This window comes from Bradyrhizobium sp. CCBAU 53340 (genome assembly GCF_015291645.1).
GTDB lineage: Bacteria > Pseudomonadota > Alphaproteobacteria > Rhizobiales > Xanthobacteraceae > Bradyrhizobium.
Genome location: NZ_CP030055.1, coordinates 146,144 through 168,803, shown reverse-complemented (window position 1 = coordinate 168,803; position 22,660 = coordinate 146,144). Strand labels below are relative to the sequence as shown.

The 22,660-nt window shown below is 64.7% G+C and carries 21 protein-coding genes; 9 read left to right on the top strand and 12 right to left on the bottom strand.

Annotation, left to right across the window (positions count from 1 at the left end; translation table 11 throughout):
• Positions 1 to 89: 89 nt before the first annotated feature.
• Positions 90 to 1,733, top strand: coding sequence for a protease pro-enzyme activation domain-containing protein (locus XH89_RS00755; RefSeq protein ID WP_194465256.1), 1,644 nt, complete (start codon positions 90 to 92; stop codon positions 1,731 to 1,733).
• Between the two features lie 153 nt (positions 1,734 to 1,886).
• Here the strand turns inward: XH89_RS00755 and XH89_RS00750 are convergent, their stop codons facing one another.
• Entirely contained in the window at positions 1,887 to 3,302 is a 1,416-nt protein-coding gene (locus XH89_RS00750; protein ID WP_194465255.1) for an MFS transporter, read from the bottom strand.
• Between the two features lie 267 nt (positions 3,303 to 3,569).
• Positions 3,570 to 4,502, bottom strand: coding sequence for a LysR family transcriptional regulator (locus XH89_RS00745; protein ID WP_194465254.1), 933 nt, complete (start codon positions 4,500 to 4,502; stop codon positions 3,570 to 3,572).
• Between the two features lie 104 nt (positions 4,503 to 4,606).
• Here XH89_RS00745 and XH89_RS00740 point away from each other — a divergent pair, with 104 nt between their 5' ends.
• Both XH89_RS00740 and XH89_RS00735 read left to right on the top strand, forming a co-directional pair.
• Complete coding sequence (locus tag XH89_RS00740) at positions 4,607 to 5,785, top strand: CoA transferase (protein WP_194465253.1); 1,179 nt, start codon at positions 4,607 to 4,609, stop codon at positions 5,783 to 5,785.
• Complete coding sequence (locus XH89_RS00735) at positions 5,782 to 6,729, top strand: hydroxymethylglutaryl-CoA lyase (RefSeq protein ID WP_194465252.1); 948 nt, start codon at positions 5,782 to 5,784, stop codon at positions 6,727 to 6,729. Before XH89_RS00740 ends, XH89_RS00735 begins: the two co-directional genes overlap by 4 nt.
• Before the next feature lie 116 nt (positions 6,730 to 6,845).
• Here the strand turns inward: XH89_RS00735 and XH89_RS00730 are convergent, their stop codons facing one another.
• Positions 6,846 to 9,308 (bottom strand): heavy metal translocating P-type ATPase, encoded by a 2,463-nt coding sequence (locus tag XH89_RS00730; protein WP_194465251.1) that lies wholly within the window; start codon positions 9,306 to 9,308, stop codon positions 6,846 to 6,848.
• A gap of 52 nt (positions 9,309 to 9,360) precedes the next feature.
• On the opposite strand from XH89_RS00730, the gene XH89_RS00725 reads away from it, so the two are divergent.
• Complete coding sequence (locus XH89_RS00725) at positions 9,361 to 9,636, top strand: metal-sensitive transcriptional regulator (protein WP_194465250.1); 276 nt, start codon at positions 9,361 to 9,363, stop codon at positions 9,634 to 9,636.
• Positions 9,637 to 9,908: 272 nt separating this feature from the next.
• Here XH89_RS00725 and XH89_RS00720 read toward each other — a convergent pair whose 3' ends face one another.
• Positions 9,909 to 10,880 (bottom strand): YiiX/YebB-like N1pC/P60 family cysteine hydrolase, encoded by a 972-nt coding sequence (locus XH89_RS00720; protein ID WP_194465249.1) that lies wholly within the window; start codon positions 10,878 to 10,880, stop codon positions 9,909 to 9,911.
• Positions 10,881 to 11,069: 189 nt separating this feature from the next.
• Here XH89_RS00720 and XH89_RS00715 point away from each other — a divergent pair, with 189 nt between their 5' ends.
• Positions 11,070 to 12,458 carry an NAD(P)/FAD-dependent oxidoreductase gene (locus XH89_RS00715; RefSeq protein ID WP_194465248.1) on the top strand — a complete coding sequence of 463 codons (1,389 nt, stop codon included), beginning with the start codon at positions 11,070 to 11,072 and terminating at the stop codon, positions 12,456 to 12,458.
• A 161-nt stretch (positions 12,459 to 12,619) separates the two neighbouring features.
• Here XH89_RS00715 and XH89_RS00710 read toward each other — a convergent pair whose 3' ends face one another.
• From XH89_RS00710 to pheS, 4 genes are all read right to left on the bottom strand, one after another.
• On the bottom strand, positions 12,620 to 13,390 hold the full coding sequence (locus XH89_RS00710) for a sulfite exporter TauE/SafE family protein (protein ID WP_194465247.1): 771 nt from the start codon (positions 13,388 to 13,390) through the stop codon (positions 12,620 to 12,622).
• A gap of 19 nt (positions 13,391 to 13,409) precedes the next feature.
• On the bottom strand, positions 13,410 to 15,818 hold the full coding sequence (gene pheT, locus XH89_RS00705) for a phenylalanine--tRNA ligase subunit beta (protein WP_194465246.1): 2,409 nt from the start codon (positions 15,816 to 15,818) through the stop codon (positions 13,410 to 13,412).
• A complete protein-coding gene (locus tag XH89_RS00700; protein ID WP_194465245.1) occupies positions 15,815 to 16,279 on the bottom strand; it encodes an endonuclease domain-containing protein in 465 nt (154 codons plus the stop codon). The genes pheT and XH89_RS00700 overlap by 4 nt, the downstream gene beginning before the upstream one ends.
• Positions 16,280 to 16,359: 80 nt before the next feature.
• Positions 16,360 to 17,442, bottom strand: a complete 1,083-nt coding sequence (gene pheS, locus XH89_RS00695) for a phenylalanine--tRNA ligase subunit alpha (RefSeq protein ID WP_194465244.1) — start codon at positions 17,440 to 17,442, stop codon at positions 16,360 to 16,362.
• 152 nt (positions 17,443 to 17,594) lie between these two features.
• Here pheS and XH89_RS00690 point away from each other — a divergent pair, with 152 nt between their 5' ends.
• Entirely contained in the window at positions 17,595 to 18,014 is a 420-nt protein-coding gene (locus tag XH89_RS00690) for a hypothetical protein (RefSeq protein ID WP_194465243.1), read from the top strand.
• An 11-nt stretch (positions 18,015 to 18,025) separates the two neighbouring features.
• Here XH89_RS00690 and rplT read toward each other — a convergent pair whose 3' ends face one another.
• Positions 18,026 to 18,385, bottom strand: a complete 360-nt coding sequence (gene rplT, locus XH89_RS00685; RefSeq protein ID WP_014490867.1) for a 50S ribosomal protein L20 — start codon at positions 18,383 to 18,385, stop codon at positions 18,026 to 18,028.
• Positions 18,386 to 18,465: 80 nt separating this feature from the next.
• On the bottom strand, positions 18,466 to 18,666 hold the full coding sequence (rpmI, locus tag XH89_RS00680; RefSeq protein ID WP_027535561.1) for a 50S ribosomal protein L35: 201 nt from the start codon (positions 18,664 to 18,666) through the stop codon (positions 18,466 to 18,468).
• A gap of 272 nt (positions 18,667 to 18,938) precedes the next feature.
• Between rpmI and XH89_RS00675 the strand changes: the two genes are divergently transcribed.
• Positions 18,939 to 19,337, top strand: a complete 399-nt coding sequence (locus tag XH89_RS00675) for a hypothetical protein (protein WP_194465242.1) — start codon at positions 18,939 to 18,941, stop codon at positions 19,335 to 19,337.
• Between the two features lie 63 nt (positions 19,338 to 19,400).
• Here the strand turns inward: XH89_RS00675 and infC are convergent, their stop codons facing one another.
• Positions 19,401 to 19,940, bottom strand: coding sequence for a translation initiation factor IF-3 (infC, locus tag XH89_RS00670; protein ID WP_194468327.1), 540 nt, complete (start codon positions 19,938 to 19,940; stop codon positions 19,401 to 19,403).
• Positions 19,941 to 20,194: 254 nt separating this feature from the next.
• Between infC and XH89_RS00665 the strand changes: the two genes are divergently transcribed.
• Both XH89_RS00665 and XH89_RS00660 read left to right on the top strand, forming a co-directional pair.
• Positions 20,195 to 20,998 (top strand): carboxylesterase, encoded by an 804-nt coding sequence (locus tag XH89_RS00665; RefSeq protein WP_194465241.1) that lies wholly within the window; start codon positions 20,195 to 20,197, stop codon positions 20,996 to 20,998.
• A 142-nt stretch (positions 20,999 to 21,140) separates the two neighbouring features.
• Positions 21,141 to 21,608, top strand: coding sequence for a nuclear transport factor 2 family protein (locus tag XH89_RS00660; RefSeq protein ID WP_194465240.1), 468 nt, complete (start codon positions 21,141 to 21,143; stop codon positions 21,606 to 21,608).
• Between the two features lie 136 nt (positions 21,609 to 21,744).
• Here XH89_RS00660 and XH89_RS00655 read toward each other — a convergent pair whose 3' ends face one another.
• Positions 21,745 to 22,542 (bottom strand): acyl-CoA thioesterase domain-containing protein, encoded by a 798-nt coding sequence (locus XH89_RS00655; RefSeq protein WP_194465239.1) that lies wholly within the window; start codon positions 22,540 to 22,542, stop codon positions 21,745 to 21,747.
• Between the last annotated feature and the right edge of the window lie 118 nt (positions 22,543 to 22,660).

Here is a 22,660-nt window from a genome sequence, read left to right as displayed (position 1 = left end):
CGCTCAATCATCTGAACCAATTCTCTGTTGAGATTACACCTATAGTTGAGGCGCGACAATCCGCCTTCCAATCACAAACGGAGGAAGTCATGGCAAGCACGACCAAGCGTGTTACGCTGGTGAACAGCGCCCGGAAATTGCCGAAGGGGGCCAAGGTCGTCGGCACGGCTGATCCCAAGCAGGAAATCGAGATCAGCGTTCGTCTGCGCGCCAAGCGTGCCGACGACGAACAAGTGATGGCGCTCGGTGCACAACCACCGCGCGAGCGGAAATATCTTTCCCGCGCCGAGTTCGCCGAGCAGATGGGTGCCGATACGGCCGATGTCGCCAAGATCGACGATTTCGCCCATCACCACGACCTCAACGTCAAGAGCGTGCACCTGGCCTCCCGCACGGTGAAGCTGACCGGCACGGTGAAGGCGATGAATGCCGCCTTCGGCGTCAAGCTCAACAAGGTCAGACACGACGGCGCGACCTACCGCATGCGCAAGGGCAACGTGCAGATTCCGGCCGAGCTCGAGGGTATCGTGGTCGGAGTGCATGGCCTCGACAACCGGCCGGTGGCGCAGCCGCATTTCCGGCGCAAGCCGCCGCGCAAGGGAGCGACCGCACGCGCGGCGCAGGGCGGCAGCTTCTCCGTTGAAGAGATCGCAAAGCTCTACAACTTCCCCGGCGGAGAAACCGGCGCCGGCCAGTGCATCGCCATCATCGAGCTCAACGACATCGACCAGAAGGGCCATCCCACCGGGGCCGGTTACAAGACGTCGGATCTGAAAACCTTCTTCAAGAAGGCCGGCATCCCGATGCCGCAGATCGCGCCCGCGAGCGTTGATGGCGGCGCCAACAAGCCCGGCCATTCCGAGGCCGACGGCGAGGTCGTGCTCGACATCGAGGTGGCCGGCGCGATCGCGCCCGGCGCCAAGATCGTGGTCTATTTCGCGCCCAACACCACCAACGGCTTCATCGACGCCGTGAAGGCCGCCGTCCACGACTCCGCGCGAAAGCCATCGGTGATCTCGATCAGCTGGGGCGGACCGGAGGATCCCGAGAGCTCGCAGCAATTCGTCGACGGTCTCAACGAAGCGATCCGCGACGCTGCGGCGATGGGCGTCACCGTCTGTGTCGCGTCCGGCGACAACGGCTCGGCCGACATGGCTGACGGGTGGGATGGCAAGCCGCACGCCGACTTCCCGGCCTCCAGCCCGTTTGCGCTCGCCTGCGGCGGCACCAATCTCAGGGCGTCGAACGGCAAGATCACGGAGGTGGTCTGGAACGGCGGTCCGCAGGACGGCGCCGGCGGCGGCGGCGTCAGCGTGATGTTCGCGGAGCCGAAATATCAGGCCAATGCGCATGTGCCGAAATCGCCGGCCCACCGCAGCGGCCGCGGCGTTCCTGACGTCGCCGGCGATGCCGATCCCGCGACCGGCTATCAGATCTTCCTCAACGGCGTCATGACCACGATCGGCGGTACCAGTGCAGTGGCCCCGTTGATGGCCGGCCTGATCGCCCGCATCAACGAGGCCACGACCAGGAAGTTCGGCAAGACGGTCGGCTTCATCAACCCGCTGATCTATGCCTCACATGCGCATGGCGTGTTCCGCGACATCACGGACGGTAACAACGACATCACCGGCTCGCTGCACGGCATGTACAAGGCCGGTCCCGGCTGGGATGCCTGCTCCGGTCTCGGCGTTCCCAACGGCGCGGCGTTGCAGGATCTGCTGGCGGCGTGAGCTGATGTTCTCCCTCTCCCCGTTCTTGCGGGGAGAGGCTCTCTCCTCCGTCATTGCGAGCGCAGCGAAGCAATCCAGACTGTCTCAGCGGAAAGATCCTGGATTGCTTCGTCGCAAGAGCTCCTCGCAATGACGCGTAGAGGGAGTTGAGAATCAGACCGTATCCAGCGCCTTGCCGCGAACATCAGGTCCGAACAGCGCCATCGCGATCACCACGATCAGCATCGCCACGGTGATCAGGCCGAACACGCCGATGACACCGGCCTCCTTCAGCATGTAGGCGACGATGAAGCCCGAGAAGGTCGCGGAGAGCCGGCTCATGGAATAGACGAGGCCGGATGCCTGTGCCCGGATCTGGGTCGGAAACACCTCGGTCTGGTAGGCGTGATAGGCGTAGGACATCGTGGTGTTGCTCGCCGTCAGCAGCACGCCGCAGACGATCAAGAGTACGGGCTCGGTCAATTGCGCGAACGCCAGGCCGAACACGATGATGGCGATGCAGGCCCCGGCGATGATCCAGCGTCGTTCCAACTTGTCGGCAAAGCTCGCGGCCAGCAGCGGCGAGATCGGATAGGCGAAGGCGACGATGAAGGAATATTGCAGGCTCTTGGTGACGGTGATGCCCTTCTCCACCAGCAGCGTCGGCACCCAATTGGCAAAGCCGTAGAAGCCGAAGGCCTGGCAGAGGTTGAACACCATGAACAGGACGACGAGCGAAAGGTAGGGCGGCCTGAACAGATCGCCAAAGCTGACCTGCCGGGTCGCCTGCGCCGTCGGTCGCGCGAGCGAAGCTGCGGGTCCCGCTGCCGCGCTGCCGCCTCTGGCTTCGAGCGTTGCGACGATCCGGAACGCGTCCTCGGTGCGGCCGTGGCGCGCCAGCCAAAGTGGGCTCTCGGGCAGGAACAGCCGCAGCACCCAGATGATCATGCTGGCGGCGGCGCCGATCAGCACTACCCAGCGCCAGCCTTCGACGCCGTAGGGCGCGAGCGGCACCAGCCACCAGGCGAGGAAGGCGACGACGGGCACGGCGATGAACATGATCGCCTGGTTCACCGCAAAGGCGCGTCCGCGGATCCGGCTTGGCACCAGCTCGGTGATGTAGGCATCGATGGTGATGACCTCGACGCCGATGCCGATCCCGGCAAGGAAGCGCCAGAACAGAAGACCTCCGGAGGAAGTCTGGCAGGCCATGATCACGGACGCGGTGGTGTAAGCGAGCAGGGCATAGGTGAAGATCGCGCGCCGGCCAAACCGGTCGGCAAGGAAACCGAGGAAGAAGGTGCCGACGAACAGGCCGGCAAAGGTTGCGGCGACGAAGGCGCCGATGCCGGAGAAGCCGAAGAAGGCCTGGGTCGTCGTGCTCAAGAGGCCGCTGCGGCTGAGGCCTGGCGCGATGTAGCCGGTCAGGAACAGGTCATACATCTCGAAGCAGCCGCCGAGCGAGAGCAGGATGACCAGCTTCCAGACCTGGCTTGTCGCCGGCATCGCCTCGAGCCGCCGCGAGATCTCGTCCGGGCCTGACGGTGCAGCGCCGAGCTCAAAGCCTGTGTCGATGCCGACAACGCTCATGATGTCCTCCCGTGGCGCGCTCGACGCGCGGTTCCCGGCGGCTCGTCTCTGAGGTTTCGCAAGCTCTGCCGGACCGCGCCATGTTTGGCGGGTCGGGAGCGGAAATCCAGAAGAACATATCGATGGAAGCGTTCGAGATTTTCGAAGGCGGGCAGAGGGGTCGTCATGCCCGGGCTTGTCCCGGGCATCCACGTTTTTCGTGCTGTGTGGCAAGGCGTGGATGGCCGGGACAAGCCCGGCCATGACGCCGGAGTTGGCGGTCGTCTGTCACCCCGCCAGCTCCGCCTGCCAGCTGCCGCTGCGCACCTGCTCGGCGATCAGCGACAGCATCAGCCGCCGCATCTCTTCCATCGCGTAAGTCATCGGGCGGTTGCGCAGGCGGCAGAGATAGAGCGTGCGGGTCAGCTTTGGATCGATCACCCGGCGCGCGACCAGGCGGCCGGCGGCGAGTTCCTCCCGCGCGAACAGCTTTGTCGCGATGGTGCAGCCAAGTCCCTCGACCAGCGCGCCGGTCATGCCGGTGATCGAATTGGCGTGCAGGATCGCGCCGCCCTCCAGCCGCTTGAGCAGCACGGGATCGTCGAGCAGCGCGCGCGAGGACAGGCCGAGGCCGTAGCGCAACAGGATCAGCGGCAGCCGGCTCAGCTCCTCGAAGCGGATCGGCGCCTTGCCCTTGCCGACCAGCTTGGGAATGCCGACCAGGAACATCTCCTCTTCCAGCACGGCTTCCGTGATCAGCTCCTTCTCCGACGGCGGATTGTAGACCAGCGCGAGGTCGACATTGGAGACCATCAGATGCATCAGCGTCGCGCCCGACAGGCTCTCGGTCAGCGACAGCTTGAGTTTGGGATATTTGGTCAGCACCGTGCGCATCAGCTCGACGCCGATCGCCTTGACGCCGGAATTGGCCATGCCGATCGAGATCTCACCGGCAATGACGCGGGCGCCCTCGCGCACCTCGGTCTCGGCCTCCGCCATCGCGCGCAGGATGATGCGGGCGTGCTCGTAGAGCCGCTCGCCGGCCGCGGTCGGGTCCATGCCGCGCGACTTGCGCTCGAACAGCGGCGTTGCGAACTCGGCCTCCAGATTCGAGATGTGATGGCTGAGCGCGGACTGCGCGACATTCACTTGGTCCGCCGCGCGCGACAGGTTCCGCTGCTCGTAGACGGCAATGAAATAGCGGAGCTGGCGCGAATCCATGGGGGTCCAGCGTTCTAGAACTGCGAAGGCAATCTTCGACAGATTATATTTTTAAGAAGGCTTGTGAAGACCTAGTCTTTTGCCGAACGGACAGGGAGTGACGCATGGCTGAGACCGGACTGCCGCTCGAAGGCGTGCGGGTCGTCGAGATGACCCACATGGTGATGGGCCCGACCTGCGGCATGATCCTCGCGCAGCTGGGCGCCGAGGTGATCAAGGTCGAGCCGCCCGCCGGCGACAAGACCCGCTCCCTCGGCGGCATGGGCACGGCATTCTTTCCGCTGTTCAACCGCGGCAAGCGCAGTGTCGTCCTGGACTTCGAGAAGGCTGCAGACCGCGATACCATGCACCGGCTGCTGCAGATGGCCGACGTGTTCCTGGAGAATTTTCGCGACGGCCAGCTCGAGAAGCAGGGCCTTGGTGCTGACGAACTGCGCCGCATTCATCCGCATCTGATCATTGCCGGTCACAAGGGCTTTCTATCCGGCCCCTATGAGCATCGTCCCGCGCTCGACGAGGTCGTGCAGATGATGTCGGGCCTCGCTGCCATGACCGGCACGAAAGAAAAGCCGCAGCGCGTCGGCTCCTCCGCCAACGACATCATGGGCGGCATGTTCGGCGTGATCGCGATTCTCGCCGCGCTCTGTCAGAAGCGCGGGGGCAAGCGCGACGGCGCCGACATCCGCATCGGCCTGTTCGAGAATTGCCTGTTCCTGGTCGCCCAGCACATGGTCGAATACGAGATGACCGGCAACAAGCCGCGCTCGATGCCGGAGCGAGAGCATGCCTGGCCGATCTACGACATCTTCGATGCCGCTGGCGACGGCCGCATTTTCATCGGCGTCGTGACCGAGGGCCACTGGCAGGCGTTCTGCCGCGAGTTCGGCTTGAGCGAGTTTCTCGATGACCCGAGCTTGCGCACCACCACCGACCGTATCCTGGCGCGGCCACGGATCCTTCCGCGTGTGGCTGAGATCATCCGGCAGCAGAACGTGGCGCAGCTGTCGCAGAAGCTCGACGCACTCAACATCTGCTTCTCGCCGATCAACCGGCCCGAGGATCTCCTCACCGACCCGCACGTGCTGCGGCCCGGTGGTCTCGTCACCAATGTTGCCGCTGACGGCAAACCATTCCATGTCCCGACGCTGCCGATCGAGTGGAACGGCAACCACCTCGGCGAAGGCCTGAAGGTCGCACCGCTCGGCGCCGACACCTCGGCGGTCCGCGCCGAGATCGATGACAACAACGACGTCACGTCAAAAGCCGCTGGGAGGCGCGCATGAGCCGGATCGAGACGATTTATCCCGCTGACCGCGTCAGCTTGCGCGAAGTCGGCCTGCGCGACGGGCTCCAGCTCGTCAAGAAATTTCCGTCCACCGAGGCCAAGCAGCGCTGGGTGCGCGAGGAATATGCCGCTGGCGTCAGGCATTTCGAGGTCGGCTCGTTCCTGCCGGCCAAAACCTTTCCGCAATTCGTCGATGTTCGCGACGTCATCACGACGGTGGCGAGCTTGCCGGGTGCTCATGGCATTGCGCTTGCGCTCAACGAGCGCGGCGTCAACGAGGCCCTGGAATCTGGCGTCGGCGAGATCGCCTCGGTGGTGTCGGCGACCGAGGAGCATAGCCAGGCCAATGCGCACCGGTCGCGCGAGTCCGCGATCGCCAACATCAAGCGCCTCTGCGAGCTGCGCGACGCCAGCGCGCACAAGCCGCTGGTGAACGCCGCGATCTCGATGGCGCTTGGCTGCTCGATCACGGGCGCGGTCGACCCGAAAGAGGTGCTGCGGCTCGTCGACAAATGCCTCGAAGCCGAGGTCGATTTCGTCGCGATTGCGGACACCGTCGGCTATGCCGGGCCGAAACAGGTTGGTGAATTATCGCGCGCCGCAGTCAAGCTCGCAGGGAAAAAGCCGATCTGCATCCATCTCCACGACACCCGCGGCATGGGCATCGCCAACGCAGCCGCCGCGCTCGATGAAGGCGTCCGCATTCTCGACGGCTCGCTCGGCGGCCTCGGCGGCTGCCCCTTCGCGCCGGGCGCGACCGGCAATGTCGTGTTCGAGGATCTCGTATTCCTGTGCGAGAGCAAGGGTTTTGCCACGGGGATCGATCTCGAGAGGCTGATCGCGGTGCGCAAGATCCTGCGCGAGGAAATGCCGAACGAGCAGCTTTACGGCGGCCTGGCGCGGGCCGGGTTGCCGGGCGGGAGTGCAGCGAAGGCGGCGTAGGACTCTTTCTTCCTTCCTTCTCCCTTGTGGGAGAAGGTGGCGCGAAGCGCCGGATGAGGGGTTGCCTCCGCGAACTCATCACCACCTGCCCATAGCGCACGCAACGCTCCGCTCCCTCATAGCCGCGTTGCGCGCAGCCGCAGCGCATTGCCGACCACGCTCACCGAGGACAGCGCCATCGCCGCGGCTGCGATGATCGGCGACAGCAGCAGGCCGAAGGTTGGATAGAGGATGCCAGCGGCGATCGGAATGCCGGCGGCGTTGTAGATGAAGGCGAAGAACAGGTTTTGCCTGATATTGCTCATCGTCGCCTGCGACAGTTTTCGCGCCCGCACGATGCCGGTGAGATCGCCCTTCAGAAGGGTGACGCCGGCGCTTTCCATCGCCACGTCCGTGCCGGTGCCCATGGCGATGCCGACCTCGGCCGCGGCCAGCGCCGGCGCGTCGTTGACGCCGTCGCCGGCCATCGCGACGCTGCGACCGGCCTTTTGCAGCTTCGTCACCACCGCGCTCTTCTGATCCGGCAGCACTTCGGCTTCGACATCGGCAATGCCGAGCCGGCGCGCGACGGCCTCCGCCGTGGTGCGGTTGTCTCCGGTCAGCATGATCACCTTGATGCCTTCGGCGGCGAGCGCCTTCAACGCGTCAGGGGTCGATGCCTTGACCGGATCGGCGATCGCGAACAGGCCGGCAAGTGCGCCGTCGATGGCCATGTTGATGACGGTGGCGCCATCGCCACGCAGGCGCTCGGCCTCCGCATCGAGCGTCTTGGTGTCGATGCCGATCGACGTCAGATACTTGGCGTTGCCGAGCACGATGGTCTTGCCATCGACCTTGCCGGCGGCACCCTTGCCCGTCGGCGAGTCGAATCCTTCGACCTGGCCGAGTGCAAGCTGCTTCCCCTTCGCGGCGCGCATGATCGCGTCGGCCAGCGGATGCTCGCTGGCACGCTCGACACTGGCGGCAAGCCGCAGGATGTCATCCTCGGCAAAGCCTGATGCCGGGACGATCGCGACCACCTTGGGCTTGCCTTCGGTCAGCGTGCCTGTCTTGTCGACCACGAGCGTGTCGATCTTTTCCATCCGCTCCAGCGCTTCGGCGTTCTTGATCAGCACGCCGGCCTGCGCACCGCGGCCGACGCCGACCATGATCGACATCGGGGTCGCAAGACCCAGCGCACAGGGACAGGCGATGATCAGCACGCTGACGGCGGCGACGAGGCCGAAGGCCAGCCGCGGTTCCGGCCCAAACCAGGCCCAGGCGGCGAAGGCAACGATGGCGACGGCGATCACTGATGGCACGAACCAGCCCGCGACCTGATCGGCCAACCGCTGAATCGGCGCGCGCGAGCGCTGTGCGTCCGCGACCATCTGCACGATCTGCGACAGCAGCGTCTCGCGGCCGACCTTGTCGGCGCGCATGATGAAGCTGCCGGACTGGTTGAGCGTGCCGGCGATGACCTTGGCGCCAGTCTCCTTGGTGACGGGCATGGATTCGCCTGTCACGAGGGACTCATCGAGCGAGGAGCGGCCTTCCAGGATCACGCCGTCAACAGGCACTTTCTCGCCGGGCCGAACGCGCAAGCGGTCGCCCGCATGCAGCGTATCGATCTCGACCTCATGCTCGCTGCCATCGGTGTCGACGCGCCGTGCGGTTTTCGGCGCAAGCTGCAGCAGCGCCTTGATCGCCCCGGATGTTGCATCGCGGGCGCGCAGCTCCAGCACCTGGCCGAGCAGCACCAGCACAGTGATGACGGCCGCCGCTTCGAAATAGACGGCGACTGCGCCCTCATGGCCGCGGAAGGTCTCCGGGAAAATCTGCGGCGCGATGGTGCCGATCAGGCTGTAGACATAGGCAACGCCAGTGCCCATCGCGATCAGCGTGAACATGTTGAGATTGCGCGTCAGCAGCGACTGCCAGCCGCGGACGAAGAATGGCCAGCCGGCCCACACCACCACGGGCGTGGCAAAGATGAGCTGGATCCAGTTCGAGAGAGTCGGGTCGATCCAATTGTGCGGACCGGCGAGGTGGCCGCCCATCTCCAGCACGACAGGCGGCAGCGCCAGCGCGCCGCCGATCCAGAATCGCCGCGTCATGTCGGCGAGCTCCGGGTTGGGGCCGGTCTCCAGACTTGCGACCTCCGGCTCCAGCGCCATGCCGCAGATCGGGCAGCTGCCGGGTCCGACCTGGCGGATCTCCGGATGCATCGGGCAGGTGTAGATCGTGCCCGCGGGCATCGCGGGCTCGGGCGCTTTGTCCTTGGTGAGGTATTTTGCGGGATCGGCGGCGAACTTGGTCCGGCAGCTGGCCGAGCAGAAATGGAACGTCTCGCCGTGGTGCTCGAAGCGATGCTTCGACGTCGCTGGATCGACCGTCATGCCGCAAACGGGATCGAGAACCTTTGTCGCGGCGGCGCCATGGTCATGGCCGTGATGGTGCGCAGGGCCGGCGTGATCATCGTGCCCGCCGCAACAGGACGAGGCGGCAGGCTTGGCAGCGGGCGGCGCGGCCTTGGCGGAGCAGCCGCATCCGGGATGCGCGCTGCCGTCGTTGTGATGCGTGTGGTTCTCGTCGTGCATTATCCTGCTCCGGCCCCTTGCAACCCATACCCGGTAGGGGTATATAGACCCCATGCGCAAGGACATCAAGGCATCCGTCGGAAAACGTCTTGGCCGGATCGAGGGCCAGGTTCGCGGCCTCCAGAAAATGGTAGAGGAAGACCGCTACTGCATCGACATCGTGACGCAGATCTCGGCGGTGCGCGCCGCGCTGCGCCGGGTCGAGGAAGAGATCCTGAAGGACCACGTCGCCCATTGCGTCGAGCACGCAATCGCCAGCGGCGACAAGGCCGACCAGCGCGAGAAGATCGCGGAGTTGATGGCGGTGATCGGGCGGGCGGAGCGGTAGAGAAGGCGGCCGCCGCACCCTCATTGCGAGCGAAGCGAAGCAATCCTGAGTCCCTCGGCAGAGGCAATCTGGCTTGCTTCGTCGCAAGAGCCTCTCGCAATGACGTGGAGAGTGACTGGCGCCGTTTCCCCCCAGCGTCGTCCTGGCGAAAGCCAGGACCCATACCGCGGAATCTATCGATGGCGCTCGATGGTCGTACCGAACGCAGGGTCTTCGCAAAACTGCTTGTGGGGTAATGGGTCCTGGCTTTCGCCAGGACGACAGCGGAGGCCTTACGCGGCCCGCTCTCGCGCACGTCCTCGGCGTCTCGGCCGGTACATCGCGAGTCTCTTGAGCAGCGGGACATGTTCGGAGCCGCGTTCAACCGTCTCGGCGGTCGCCTCGCTCACTTGCTCAGCCGAAGCCGGCGCTTCTTCGTCAATCGCTTCAGGAACGAGCGGCGGCGCACGGAACGTTTCTGGAAACACACCGAACGAGCCCGCTACCTCCTCGAGCGGCTTTTGCTTGTCGGCCCAGTGCAAGGCCGTGTAGTCGAAGCCGTGCACGATGGTGGGTTTGACCACTTCGAAATAGGGCGAGATATCGAAGTCGCGGGGCATGTAGAGCGAGGAGTCGCGAATGTGCAGGATCTCGCGGCGCGCCGCGCGGCTGCCGGCCTTGGTGATCTTCGGCAGGATCGGATAGCGCACCGCATCGAAGGCCTGCGCGATCAGCGCCGAGCAGATGATCTTGGTCGGATCGCCCGAGCCGAGCGCGATCATGCGCCGCCGCCAGCGCTGCGGCACCGGCAGCGGAAACAGGAAGCGCATCAGATCGATGATGTTCTTGGTGTCGTAGCCGAAACCGATGCGGTTGATCGCATAGCGGCACACCGTGGTGCGGTCCTCGTAGGACAGTCCGACCGGACGGCAGATGCGGGTGTGATAGGGGAAATATTTCGACAGCGGCGCGGAGGTGACGCCCTCGCCGATATTGGCCTCGATCAGCACATGCGGCTCGCCGTCGGGCTCGACCGCGCCCTCGACCGGTCCGACATAGAGCGCGGCATGCGACCAGGTCGACTGCGTCAGGTATTTGATGATGCCGGAGATGCGGTTGTTGCCCTCGACCAGCATGACGTCGCCGGGCTGGATCACGCCGCGCAGATGCTCGGGGTCGCTGGGTGTGAACGGCTCATAGCCCGGCACCTCTTTCGAGAGGTAGGCGGCTATCACCTTTCCGACTGAATCTAGGACCGTCCCCATGAACTCCCCCGGGGGCCTTTCTGGCCGTCTTTTTTCCATCTGTATCATGGTCGAAACCCGTTGCAATTCGGTTCATGGCCTCTGTGAGGTCAAGCACGATTGATTCACCATGATGGTTGCTGCGCAACATCAGATGCGGCAAGGTTCGCCGGCTGTTCCCGTTCGTCGCAAGTCTCCGGAAACCATGACATGACAATCACCCGCCGCAGCTTCCTATCGGCGTCGGCGGTCTTTGCTGCAGCGCCGGTCCTGCGCGCAACCGCCGCGCCCCTGCCGCGCGATGCTGACATCGTCGTGATCGGTGCGGGTGCGGCCGGCATCGCTGCGGCGCGGCGGATCATGGCGGCCAATCGCAAGGTCGTCGTGGTGGAGGCGGCGTCGCAAATTGGTGGGCGCTGCATCACCGACAGCTCGACCTTCGACGTGCCGTTCGATCGCGGCGCGCGCTGGATGCACAATCCCGATACCAATCCGATGATCCGGCTGGCGCGCAGCGCCGGGCTCGATGTGTCGCCGGCACCGTCGGGCCAGAAGATGCGCATCGGCCGCCGCAATGCGCGCGCGGGCGAGACCGAGGACTTTCTGGCGGCGCTGGTGCGCGCCAACCGTGCCGTCGACGAAGCGGCGCGCGGCAAGCTCGATACGTCCTGCGCCTCGGTCCTGCCGAAAGATCTCGGTGATTGGGCGGGCGCCGCCGAATTCGTGCTCGGTGCGAGCTTTGCCGGCAAGGATCTGAAGGAGCTGTCGGCGATCGATAAGGCGCGTGCACAGGACCGCAACTCCCCCATCGCCTGCCGCCAGGGTCTGGGCACGCTGATCACAAGGCTCGGCGAGCAGGTGCCGACAGTGCTGTCGACGCCGGCCAGCCGCATCGTCTGGAGCAATCGCGATGTCAGCGTTGAGACGCAAGCCGGCAAGATCGCCGCGCGTGCCGCCATCATCACGGTCTCGACCAACGTGCTCACATCGGGCGCGATCAAGTTCGCGCCCGACATCCCCAAGCGCGCGCTCGACGCGGCGTCAAAGCTCTCGCTCGGCACTTACGATCACATCGTGCTGCAACTGCCGGGCAACCCGCTCGGCCTCGCGCGCGACGACATCCTGATCGAGCAGAGCAACGGGACGCGTACCGCGCTGATGTACGCCAATATCGGGGGATCCTCGCTGTGCTCGATCGACGTCGGCGGCTCGTTCGGTCGCGATCTCTCAGAGCAGGGCGAGAAGGCGATGGCGGCCTTCGCCAAGGAGTGGATCACGAAGCTGTTCGGCAGCGAGGCGGCTGCCGCGGTGCAGAAGACCGCTGCAACGCGCTGGAATGCCTCGCCCTATGTCATGGGCGCGATGTCGGCAGCCTCGCCCGGCGGACAGCTCTCGCGAAAGATTTTGACCGAGCCGATCGGCAATGTGTTCCTCGCCGGCGAAGCCACGCATGAGACGCTGTGGGGCACCGTCGACGGCGCCTGGGACAGTGGCGAGCGCGCCGCGGACGCCGCGCTGCGCAAGATCGGTGCGCTGAAGGACGAGCCGGCCGACGTGCCGACGCAATCGACGAAGCGGCGGCGTGCGCCGCGGCGGTAGGGGCAGAGACAACAAAGCCGCAACAAACTCCGCCGTCGTCCCGGCGAAGGCCGGGGCCCATAACCACGAATGGTGGTTTGGCGAAGACTCGAAGTTCGGTACTTTGACCGGCCACATCGACAGATCACGCGGTATGGGTCCCGGCCTTCGCCGGGACGACCCTAGCGCAACACCCTGTCCAGCACCGGCAGCCCCGTCATCACCGCGATCGCGATCAGGGCGTAGCAGATTCTGCGAAACACCGTTTCGCTGGCGCGGCCGAACAGCGAAGCACCGAAGCCGACGCCGATCGCGTAAACGGGACCAACGATCAGCGACAGTAGCAGCGACTCGCGCGAGATCAGGCCTGATGTAGCGTAGCTGACCATCGAGAAGGAATCCGAGGCGCCGAAGAACAGCAGGATATTGGCGCGCGCGACGATCGGTGCGATGGGGCGGCCGAGCCAATAGCCGACAATCGGCGGCCCGCCGGTCTGCGCCAGGCCGCTGCAGAAGCCCGAAAGGCCACCGATACCGACCGAGAGCCAAAGGTGGTCCTTGCCGCGATAGCGCCAGCCCGACAGCAGCAGAAGCAGCAGGGCGGTGACGAAACCGGAGATGATCCAGCGCGTGGTAACGGGCTGAAGCACGCTGCGGAAATAGGTTCCGAGGGGTACGCCGACCAGCGCGCCGAGCACGATCACGCCGGTGGCCTTGCGATCCGCCTTCCGCCACGCGTCAGGCAGCAGCGGCGCGGCGGCAACGAAGTCGATGACGAGGAGGAGTGCCGCGACCAGCCGCGGCGCCGCAACGCTGCTCGCCAGCGGCATGAAGATCAGCGCCGAGCCGAAACCTGAGAAGCCGCGCGCGGTGCCCGAAACGAAAGCGATGGCGCAGAGCGCCATCGCAATAGAGAGACTGACGTCCTTCGAGAGGAAGTCGGTGATACTCATGCCCTGTCATTCCAGGGCATCACGCCCTCAAGGTGCCGCCGGTCTTCTTCGTGACCTCCGCCACGATCTTCGCGGCCACGGCTTCGATCTCCTGGTCGGTCAGCGTCTTCTCGCGCGGCTGGATCGTCACTGCGATGCCAACAGACTTCTTGCCGTCGTCGATGCCCCTGCCTTCATAGACGTCGAAGACGTTGACGCCGGTGATCAGCTTCTTGTCGACGCCTTGCGCGGCGCGGACGATGTCGCCGGCCTTGACGGTGCGGTCGACGATGAAGGCGAAGTCGCGCGAGACAGGCTGGAACGCCGACAGCTCGATCAGCGGCTTGGCGCGGGTCGGCTTCTTCTTGGCTTCTGGAATGCGGTCGAGCGTCACCTCGAACACCACGAGCGGGCCGTCGGCGCCGAGCGCCTCCAGCGCGCGCGGATGCATCTCGCCGAAGTATCCGAGCACGTTCTGCGGCCCGATCTGGATCGTGCCGGAGCGGCCCGGATGCAGCCATGCAGGACCGCCGGCGACGATTTGAAGCGCCTGCATCGGTGCGCCGGCTGCAGCCAGCACGGCCAGTGCATCAGCCTTGGCATCGAACACGTCAGCCTGCGCCGAGCCCGTCCAGTGCCGGCCGAGACCTTCCGAGGATGCAAGTCCGCGGCGCAAGCCGCTCGCGGCCATGAACTGATCCTGCGGGCGATCGCCCTTGAAGACTTGCCCGACCTCGAACAGGGCAACATCGCCATAGCCGCGATCGGCATTGGCCTGCGCGGCCGCGACCAGGCCCGCCAGCAGCGTCGGCCGCATGTCGGAGAGATCGGCGGCGATCGGATTGGCCACTTCGAGCTCGCGCTGTCCGCCGCCGAACAATTGCGCCGCAGGCTTGGTGATGAACGACCACGTCACGGCTTCGACCATGCCGCGGCTCGCCAGAGCGCGCCGCGCACGGCGGGTACGAAGCTGCAGCGGCGTCAGCACCGATTTGCGCGCGTCCTCGCCGCGCTCGAACGGCGTCATCGGCACCTTGTCGACGCCGTAGATGCGGACGACCTCCTCGACGATGTCGGCCTTGCCGTGCACATCGATGCGCCACGACGGCACCGCAACCTTCACCACCGGGCCTGCACCCGCCATCATGAAGCCGAGATGGCTCAGGATGCGCTTCATCTCCGGCATCGGCACCTCGATGCCGGACAGACGCTTCACCTCGGTCACAGGGAATTCGATGATGCGGTCGTCGCCGAAGGCCTTGCCGACCACCACGTTCTCGGACGGCGTGCCGCCGCATATCTCCATCACCAGCTTGGTCGCGAGCTCCAGCCCCGGCACCATGAAGGCGGGATCGACGCCGCGTTCGAAGCGGTAGCGTGCGTCCGAATTGATGCCGAGCTTGCGGCCGGTCTGGGCGATGTTGATCTCGTTCCACAGCGCCGATTCGATCAGCACATCGGTGGTGTTCTCGTCGCAGCCGGAGGCCTCGCCGCCCATGATGCCGGCGAGCGATTCGACGCCGTGCTCATCGGCGATGACGCAGATCGAAGCATCGAGATTGTAGGTACGGCCGTCGAGCGCGAGCAGCGTCTCGCCGTCGCGGCCTCGGCGCACGACGAGATTGCCCTTCACCTTCTTGGCGTCGAACACGTGCAGCGGGCGCGCGCGGTCGTAGGTCATGAAGTTGGTGATGTCGACCAGCGCGTTGATGGGCCGCAGTCCGATCGCGGCCAGCCGCTTCTGCAGCCATTCCGGCGAGGGGCCGTTCTTGACCCCGCGCACGAGGCGCAGCGCAAAGCCGGGGCACAGATTGGCGTCCTCGACCGTGACCTTCACCGGGCAAGGGAATTCTCCCTTGATCTGCTTGATCCCGGGATCCCTAAATTTGCCCATGTCGGCGGCCGCGAGATCGCGCGCGATGCCGTGCACGCCGGTGCAATCCTGCCGGTTCGGCGTCAGATTGATCTCGATCACGGGATCGCCGAGCGCGGCCCATTCGGCGTATCCGGCGCCGATTGGTGCATCCGCCGGCAATTCCATGATGCCGTCATGGTCGTTGGAGATCTGCAGCTCGGCCGCCGAGCACAGCATGCCGCGGCTCTCGACGCCGCGGATGGTGCCGACGCCGAGCGTGATGTCCTTGCCGGGAATGTAGGTGCCGGGCGGAGAGAACACGCTGACGAGCCCGGCGCGCGCGTTCGGCGCCCCGCACACCACCTGCACCGGCGCACCGCCGTCACCGGTGTCGACCATGCAGACGCGCAGGCGATCGGCGTTCGGATGCTGCTCGGCCGAAATCACCTTCGCGATGGTGAAAGCCTTGAGCGCCTTCGCCTTGTCCTCGATGTTCTCGACCTCGAGCCCGATCATGGTGAGCTTGTCGGCGAGCTTTTCGAGCGGCTCGTCGGTGTCGAGATGATCCTTCAGCCAGGAGAGGGTGAATTTCATGGCTGTGTGCCTCGGCTCTTGTCGGTTGAATTGCTTTGATCGGTGTTAGTGTTCCCTCCCCCCTTGTGGGGGAGGGTCAGGGAGGGGGGTGAGCCGCGGGCGGCGGCAGAAGCCGCTTGGCGGACTGCCTCAACAACTCCCTCTAGATTCGACATCACCTGCTCATTGGTGAAGCGCAGAACTTGAAAGCCCTCAGCGGCGAAGAACGCGTCGCGACGCTGATCGGCCTTTTGCCGCTCTTCAAAGTCGTGTGACTCGCCATCGATCTCGATGATCAGCTTCGAGGCGAAGCATACAAAATCGGCGACGTAGTTTCCGATCGGCGTTTGACGGCGAATGCCCACGCCATCCATGCGATTGGCTTTCAGGTAGCGCCACAGCTGTGTCTCAGCACGCGTCATCGTCCGGCGAAGTTGCTTCGCCCGGCTGCGCTGACGCTCGCTCACAACTGCGTGCGGCATCCGCGGCTACCCCCCTCCCTGACCCTCCCCCACAAGGGGGGAGGGAACGGAGAGAGTCGGCGTATGGCCGAGCAGCGCCATCACGAGCTCAGCCCTCCCGCGAGAGTCGGCACTTCGAGCGGCTTGAAGCCGTAATGGCTCAGCCAGCGGACGTCGCTGTCGAACAGCTGGCGCAGATCGGCGATGCCGTATTTCAGCATGGCGATGCGGTCGATGCCCATGCCCCAGGCAAAGCCCTGGTACTCGTCGGGATCGATGCCGCAGGCGCGCAGCACGTTCGGATGCACCATGCCGCAGCCGAGAATCTCGAGCCAGTCCTCGCCCTCGCCGAAGCGGATCTCGCCCTTGTCGCGGCGGCACTGGATGTCGACTTCCAGCGACGGCTCGGTGAACGGGAAGAACGACGGGCGGAAGCGCATGTTGATGTGGTCGACCTCGAAGAACGCCTTGCAGAACTCGTGCAGGATCCATTTGAGGTGGCCGAGATGCGAATGCTTGTCGATGACGAGGCCTTCGACCTGGTGGAATTGCGGCGTGTGGGTCGCGTCCGAATCGATGCGGTAGGTGCGGCCCGGGCAGATCACGCGGATCGGCGGCTTCTGGCTCAGCATAGTGCGCACCTGCACCGGCGAGGTGTGGGTTCGCAGCAGCATGCGCGAGCCGTCCTCTTTCGGATGGAAGAAGAACGTGTCGTGCATCTCGCGCGCCGGATGGCCTTCCGGGAAATTCAGCTTGGTGAAGTTGTAGTCGTCGGTCTCGATGTCAGGACCTTCGGCGACCGAGAATCCCATGTCGGCGAAGATCGTGGTCAGCTCATCCCAGACCTGGCTGAGCGGATGGATGCGGCCGGCCTCGGCCTGTGCATCGCGTAAGGGGAGCGTGACGTCGACGGTCTCGGAGGCGAGCCGCGCATCGAGCGCAGCCGACTTCAGCACGTCGCGCCGTGCGGCGAGCGCCTCGGTGATCTTGTCCTTGGCCTGGTTGATCGCCGCGCCTTGCGTCTTGCGCTCGTCGGGCGACATCTTGCCGAGCGTGGCGAGCAGCGCCGAGATCGAGCCCTTCTTGCCGAGCGCTGCGACGCGCACCGCTTCGAGCGCCGCTTCATCGCCGGCGGCGGCGATCTGGTCGAGGATGGATGGTTCAAGCGTTGCGAGGTCGGACACAGGCAAATCCTTGGCTCCAAATTCGGCTGGGTTGTCGCCGCCCGAAGGGCGTAACGTCAAGCAAAAAGCCGGTGTTTTCGGCTTCTCGAGCGGCTGGGTTGAACCTCGCGCGGGGACCCGGCACCAAGACAGGATACGAGGAGACCTTTGCGATGCTTTCGAAATCCGTTCTTGCTGCTTCTCTGGCCGCTGCGGCCATCGTTCTGTCGGTCGCCGGCCCGGCGCGTGCCATGGTCTGCATGGATACATCCATGACACTGGACGAGGTCGTCGATGCCATCAGCGCACAGAAGAGCTGCGAAAGCGCGATGAAGGTGTTCAAGGATTGCGAGCTGACCGCGAGCGGCGACGTCCAGCTCGGCGCCGCCGTCGAAAAGAAGTGCGAGGCGGACTTCAAGCCCGGCCTCAGTGCCGCGCAGACACAGGCCTACAAGCGCGAGATGCACGCATGCGACATCAAGTACCGGAACAAGTCCGGTACCATGTATCTCTCGTTCACGGCATTCTGCCGGGCGGAGGTCGCCCAGCGTTACTCGGAGCGCGCGCTGAAGGCGGGCCAGAAGGCCCGCTAGCGCAGGCCTTATCAGGCCGCGAGCGCGGCTTTGGCCTTCTCGGCGATCGCCTGGAACGACGCGGGCTCGTGGATCGCGAGATCCGACAGCACCTTGCGGTCCACGGTGATGCCCGACTTGGCGAGACCGTCGATAAATCGGCTGTAGGTCAAGCCGAACGGACGGACCGCCGCGTTGAGACGCTGGATCCAGAGCGCGCGGAAGGTGCGCTTCTTACGCTTGCGGTCACGGAAGGCGTATTGCTGGGCCTTCTCCACGGCCGGCTTGGCGGCGCGGATGGTGTTCTTGCGGCGGCCGTAGAAGCCCTTGGCGGCCTTGTAGACTTTCTTATGCTTGGCGTGGGCGGTCACACCGCGTTTGACGCGAGACATGACAAATATCCTTCGAAGATGACTTGGTTTTCGGATCGCCGCGCAAGACGCGGCGGAGATGGCAATGATCGTGAACGCGATCAGGCGTTCGGCAAGAAGTACTTCTTGACGTTGTCGCCGTCGGTCTTGAACAGCACCGAGGTGCCGCGCAGCTGACGGATCTGCTTCTTCGTCCGCTTGATCATGCCGTGACGCTTGCCGCGATGGGCGAACATCACTTTGCCGGTGGCAGTCACCTTGAAGCGCTTTTTAGCGCCCGATTTGGTCTTCAGCTTGGGCATTTGGCTCTCCTCATGGCCAAAGAAAACCGCCCGCGAAGGCGGCCTGGCCGTCAAAAATGCTCGTTAGAGCGTTGATTGTGCTCAAGTTTCTGCGAACTAGCGCGAAACCCGCACGAACATCGCCACGGCAGCCCTAAATCAGCCGGGCGATGAAGGCCGGGCTTATGACAGAGAACGGGCCGGATGGCAACGATGAACCGGTGGAACCCGCGCGCCGACTATTGGGAGTTGCCACCCCCTTGTTCACGCCGTCCCGTCCGGAGCAGGACCAAATGGCCCATTTTTCCCAATCGCTTTTGTCTGTCGTCGCCTGTCCCCGCCACCTTGCACTGTTGGCCGTGCTTGCCGCGGCCGTCGTCCCGTCGACCGCCGATGCCCGCGTCGGCGGCTATGACGGCGTCTGGAACGTGACCTTCGCAACCACGCGCGGCAATTGCAGCTCGGGCTACAGCGTCCCCTTTACCGTGACGGGCAGCAGGGTGTCGTCCGCCGGCGGCGGCCGGGTCTCCGGCACCGTCAATCGCGGCGGCGCCGTCGCGGTCCAGGTGTCGGTCGGTGCCTCCCACGCCAGCGGCGGTGGCCGGCTCGGTGGTGCAGCCGGGGCGGGTTCCTGGAGGGGCATCATCTCCGGCGACCAGTGCAGCGGCACCTGGCAGGCGACACGGACCTGAAAATAAAACGGCCCGCCGGAGATCCGGACGGGCCGTTGAAACTTCGGCTGCAGCGCGCCGGTGTCAGCGCGGCGCCAGCACCATGACGACCTGACGACCTTCGAACCGGGCGTCCTGCTCGACCTTGGCGAGCTCGGCGACGTCGGTCTTGATCTTGTCAAGCAGCTTGGTGCCGATCTCCTGGTGCGCCATTTCGCGGCCGCGATAGCGCAGGGTGATCTTGACCTTGTCGCCCTCCTCGAAGAACCGCAGCATCGCGCGCATCTTCACGTCGTAATCATGGTCGTCGATCATCGGGCGGAGCTTGATCTCCTTGATCTCGACGGTCTTCTGCCGCTTGCGGGCTTCAGCGGCTTTCTTCTGGGCGGAATACTTATACTTCCCGTAGTCCATGATCTTGCAGACGGGAGGGCTGGTATTCGGCGAAATCTCGACGAGATCCATGCCGGCTTCCTGGGCCATCCGGACGGCCACTATCGTCTCGACGGTGCCCTTGTTGTCACCGTTCTGGTCGATCAGCTGGATCTGCGCGTTGCGAATATCATCATTGATGCGCGGCCCGTCTTTTGCGGAAGGGGCCGGGGCTCTATTGGGACGGCGAATGGGTGGTTCTCCAAAGCTGTGGAAGGAAGCGGCTATTTTGAAGGAAGATACTGATGCCGGCAAGCAAGTCGCCCGTGCGAGAAGCGAAAAACCCTCAAATGCGAGGCATTTTGGTCACGCCCATCGGCACGGTGCTCGACATAGACACCTTGTCCCTGTTCCGCAAGCGTCCCAAAGGGACAATGCCGATATAGGGTTGCCTTGCGGAAGATACGGCCTGAGACCTCAAACCCCACAGCAAGAGAAAACGTTCCATGACCTCAGCAATTCCCGATGCCGTGCTCGACTTCATCGATGTTGGCGAGGGTCCGTCGGCGCGCACGATCGCGGTGCGCCACCGTGCCGGGCAAGGGCCTGATCATCAAGGGCCTGGTCTCGTCTGGCTCGGCGGCTTCAAGTCGGACATGCAGGGCGGCAAGGCGGTGGCGCTCGACGGCTGGGCCGCAGAACATGGCCGTGCCGTGGTCCGGTTCGATTATTCCGGCCATGGTGAATCCAGCGGCGATTTCGCCGACGGAACCATCGGCAGCTGGCTCGAGGACAGCGTCGCGGTGTTCGAGCGCTTCTGCACCGGTCCGCAAATCCTGATCGGCTCCTCCATGGGCGGCTGGATGGCGCTGCTGCTCGCGCGCGAGATCAGGAAGCGTTCCGGTAAGGCCTCACTGGCGGGCCTCGTGCTGATCGCGCCGGCGCCCGACTTCACCGAAGAGCTGATGTGGAAGAATTTTTCGCCCGAGGTGAAGAAAGACATCGAGACCAAGGGTTTTTGGCTCAGGCCATCCGAATATGGCGACGGCACGCCCTATCCGATCACGCGCAGGCTGATCGAGGAGGGACGCAACCATCTCGTGCTCGGCAGCGCCATCGATCTCGGCTGTCCCGTCCGCATCCTGCAAGGCGCCCAGGACCTGGATGTGCCGTGGCAGCACGCGTTTGCACTGACGCATCGGCTGCCGGCCGACGACGTCGTGCTCACCCTGATCCAGGACGGCGACCACCGCCTCTCCCGCCCGCAGGATATCGCGCGTATTCTTGCCGCCGTGGCGGAGATCGGGTGAAGTATTGCCAAGCACTCGGTGTCATCGCCCGCGAAGGCGGGCGATCCAGTACTCTGAGGCAGTTGTGGTTCAATCGACAGGCCGCGGCGTACTGGATGCCCCGCTTTCGCAGGGCATGACCAAGAAGTTGGGAGAAGCGCCAATGACCACCACAGCCATGCTGCGCGCGTTCTGCGATGCCGTCGAGCAGCGCAACGGCCGCGCTTTTGCCGAACTGTTCACCGAGGACGGTGTCTATCACGACGTCTTCTATGGCGCGTTCGAAGGCCGGACAAAAATCGCGGCGATGATCGACGACTGGTTCTATCGCACGGCGACGGATTTCCGTTGGGACATGCATGATCCCGTCTCGGACGGCACCACGCTCTATGCGCGTTACACCTTCAGCTACAAATCAACCCTGCCGGAAGCGAACGGCGCACGGGCGATGTTCGAGGGCGTTGCGATCATGACGCTGAAGGACGGCAAGATCGCTGGATATCACGAGGTCGCCAACACTGCGCCGGCATTCGTCGATCTGAAGTTCTCAGCCGAGCGGATTGCGAAGATCGCCGGCAAGCAGGGTGCGGAGTTGAAGGCGCGACCGGAGATGAAGCGGCATCTGGTGTAGGCTCTCTCTCGCCCTTGTCATTCCGGGGCGTGCGAAGCACGAGCCCGGAATCCATAACCACGATCGGGAGTATGGATTCTCAGGTGCGCAATTGCGCACCATAGCTCGCGCCAAGTGGCGCGCCCCGGAATGACGGTTAGGGCGGCGGCACCTTCGTCATTGGCTTGCGCTGGGCCAATGCGGCGACCGTCGCGCTGCCGATCGGGCCCTGCTCGTCATAGAGCCAGCATTCGCCGATCGCGACACCGTCGGTCGCCTGATGGTTCACCACGTCAAACCCGATCCAGTTCGTCACCGGCAGACGATGCAGATAGATCGTGACGTCGCTGTTGATATAGCCAAGCCCCTTGTCGCCGGCATTGGCAAAGGGGCTGGCGAAATCGGCGCCCACGGCAACATGGACGAACGGCGTCATCCGCACGCCCGCAACGAGCTCGCGGACCTCGCTCATCCACAGCCGTCGTGGCCCGAGCGAGCCCATATGGCCGACAATGGGGCGCGTCGTCCATTTGCCGTTCATGCCGAGCCGGGGATCGGTCGGCTTTGGAATGTCCGATGGCTTCGGCACGTCCCAGTTCGGCGGTGACCAGACATTGCCATCAGGATTTTGCGTCCGGCGCAGCAGCTGGCAGGAGGCGCGCGCCATGCTGACGCCGCCGGAGAAGAGCTCCGCCTCCACCACGCGGATGCGCATGCCGTCGCGCACCAGCCGCGTCGTCACTTGAATCGGCTTGTCGATGGTCGGCAGCCGGAACATGTCGGCGGTCAGCCGAGCCGGCACGAATTCAGGGCCGGAATGGCGCTCCTCGATGGCGAAGCCGAGCAGACCGACAATGACCCGTCCGTGCAGCGATTTCGGATCCCAGGGGCCGTTGGCCACTTCCGTCGGATGGAATGTATCGCCGTCGCGGGTGAAGAAAGGCATGTTTGTCATGATGCGCGACTTTGCGGGAATGGATGGGGAAATCAAGGTCTGCGATTCTCATCCTGAGGAAGCGCGAAGCGCCGTCTCGAAGGATGCAGGCCCCCGCTGCTGCATCTCGGCCTCTATC

Excerpts from the sequence above, each read along its gene's own strand:
- XH89_RS00745 (WP_194465254.1), bottom strand. The coding sequence starts at position 4,502 with ATGGATTCGCGCCAGCTCCGCTATTTCATTGCCGTCTACGAGCAGCGG.
- XH89_RS00700 (WP_194465245.1), bottom strand. The coding sequence starts at position 16,279 with ATGCCGCACGCAGTTGTGAGCGAGCGTCAGCGCAGCCGGGCGAAGCAA.
- XH89_RS00735 (WP_194465252.1), top strand. The coding sequence starts at position 5,782 with ATGAGCCGGATCGAGACGATTTATCCCGCTGACCGCGTCAGCTTGCGC.
- XH89_RS00755 (WP_194465256.1), top strand. The coding sequence starts at position 90 with ATGGCAAGCACGACCAAGCGTGTTACGCTGGTGAACAGCGCCCGGAAA.
- pheT (WP_194465246.1), bottom strand. The coding sequence starts at position 15,818 with ATGAAATTCACCCTCTCCTGGCTGAAGGATCATCTCGACACCGACGAG.
- XH89_RS00715 (WP_194465248.1), top strand. The coding sequence starts at position 11,070 with ATGACAATCACCCGCCGCAGCTTCCTATCGGCGTCGGCGGTCTTTGCT.
- XH89_RS00720 (WP_194465249.1), bottom strand. The coding sequence starts at position 10,880 with ATGGGGACGGTCCTAGATTCAGTCGGAAAGGTGATAGCCGCCTACCTC.
- XH89_RS00655 (WP_194465239.1), bottom strand. The coding sequence starts at position 22,542 with ATGACAAACATGCCTTTCTTCACCCGCGACGGCGATACATTCCATCCG.
- XH89_RS00740 (WP_194465253.1), top strand. The coding sequence starts at position 4,607 with ATGGCTGAGACCGGACTGCCGCTCGAAGGCGTGCGGGTCGTCGAGATG.
- rplT (WP_014490867.1), bottom strand. The coding sequence starts at position 18,385 with ATGTCTCGCGTCAAACGCGGTGTGACCGCCCACGCCAAGCATAAGAAA.
- XH89_RS00660 (WP_194465240.1), top strand. The coding sequence starts at position 21,141 with ATGACCACCACAGCCATGCTGCGCGCGTTCTGCGATGCCGTCGAGCAG.
- XH89_RS00730 (WP_194465251.1), bottom strand. The coding sequence starts at position 9,308 with ATGCACGACGAGAACCACACGCATCACAACGACGGCAGCGCGCATCCC.
- XH89_RS00725 (WP_194465250.1), top strand. The coding sequence starts at position 9,361 with ATGCGCAAGGACATCAAGGCATCCGTCGGAAAACGTCTTGGCCGGATC.
- XH89_RS00750 (WP_194465255.1), bottom strand. The coding sequence starts at position 3,302 with ATGAGCGTTGTCGGCATCGACACAGGCTTTGAGCTCGGCGCTGCACCG.
- rpmI (WP_027535561.1), bottom strand. The coding sequence starts at position 18,666 with ATGCCCAAGCTGAAGACCAAATCGGGCGCTAAAAAGCGCTTCAAGGTG.
- XH89_RS00690 (WP_194465243.1), top strand. The coding sequence starts at position 17,595 with ATGCTTTCGAAATCCGTTCTTGCTGCTTCTCTGGCCGCTGCGGCCATC.
- XH89_RS00675 (WP_194465242.1), top strand. The coding sequence starts at position 18,939 with ATGGCCCATTTTTCCCAATCGCTTTTGTCTGTCGTCGCCTGTCCCCGC.
- XH89_RS00710 (WP_194465247.1), bottom strand. The coding sequence starts at position 13,390 with ATGAGTATCACCGACTTCCTCTCGAAGGACGTCAGTCTCTCTATTGCG.
- XH89_RS00665 (WP_194465241.1), top strand. The coding sequence starts at position 20,195 with ATGACCTCAGCAATTCCCGATGCCGTGCTCGACTTCATCGATGTTGGC.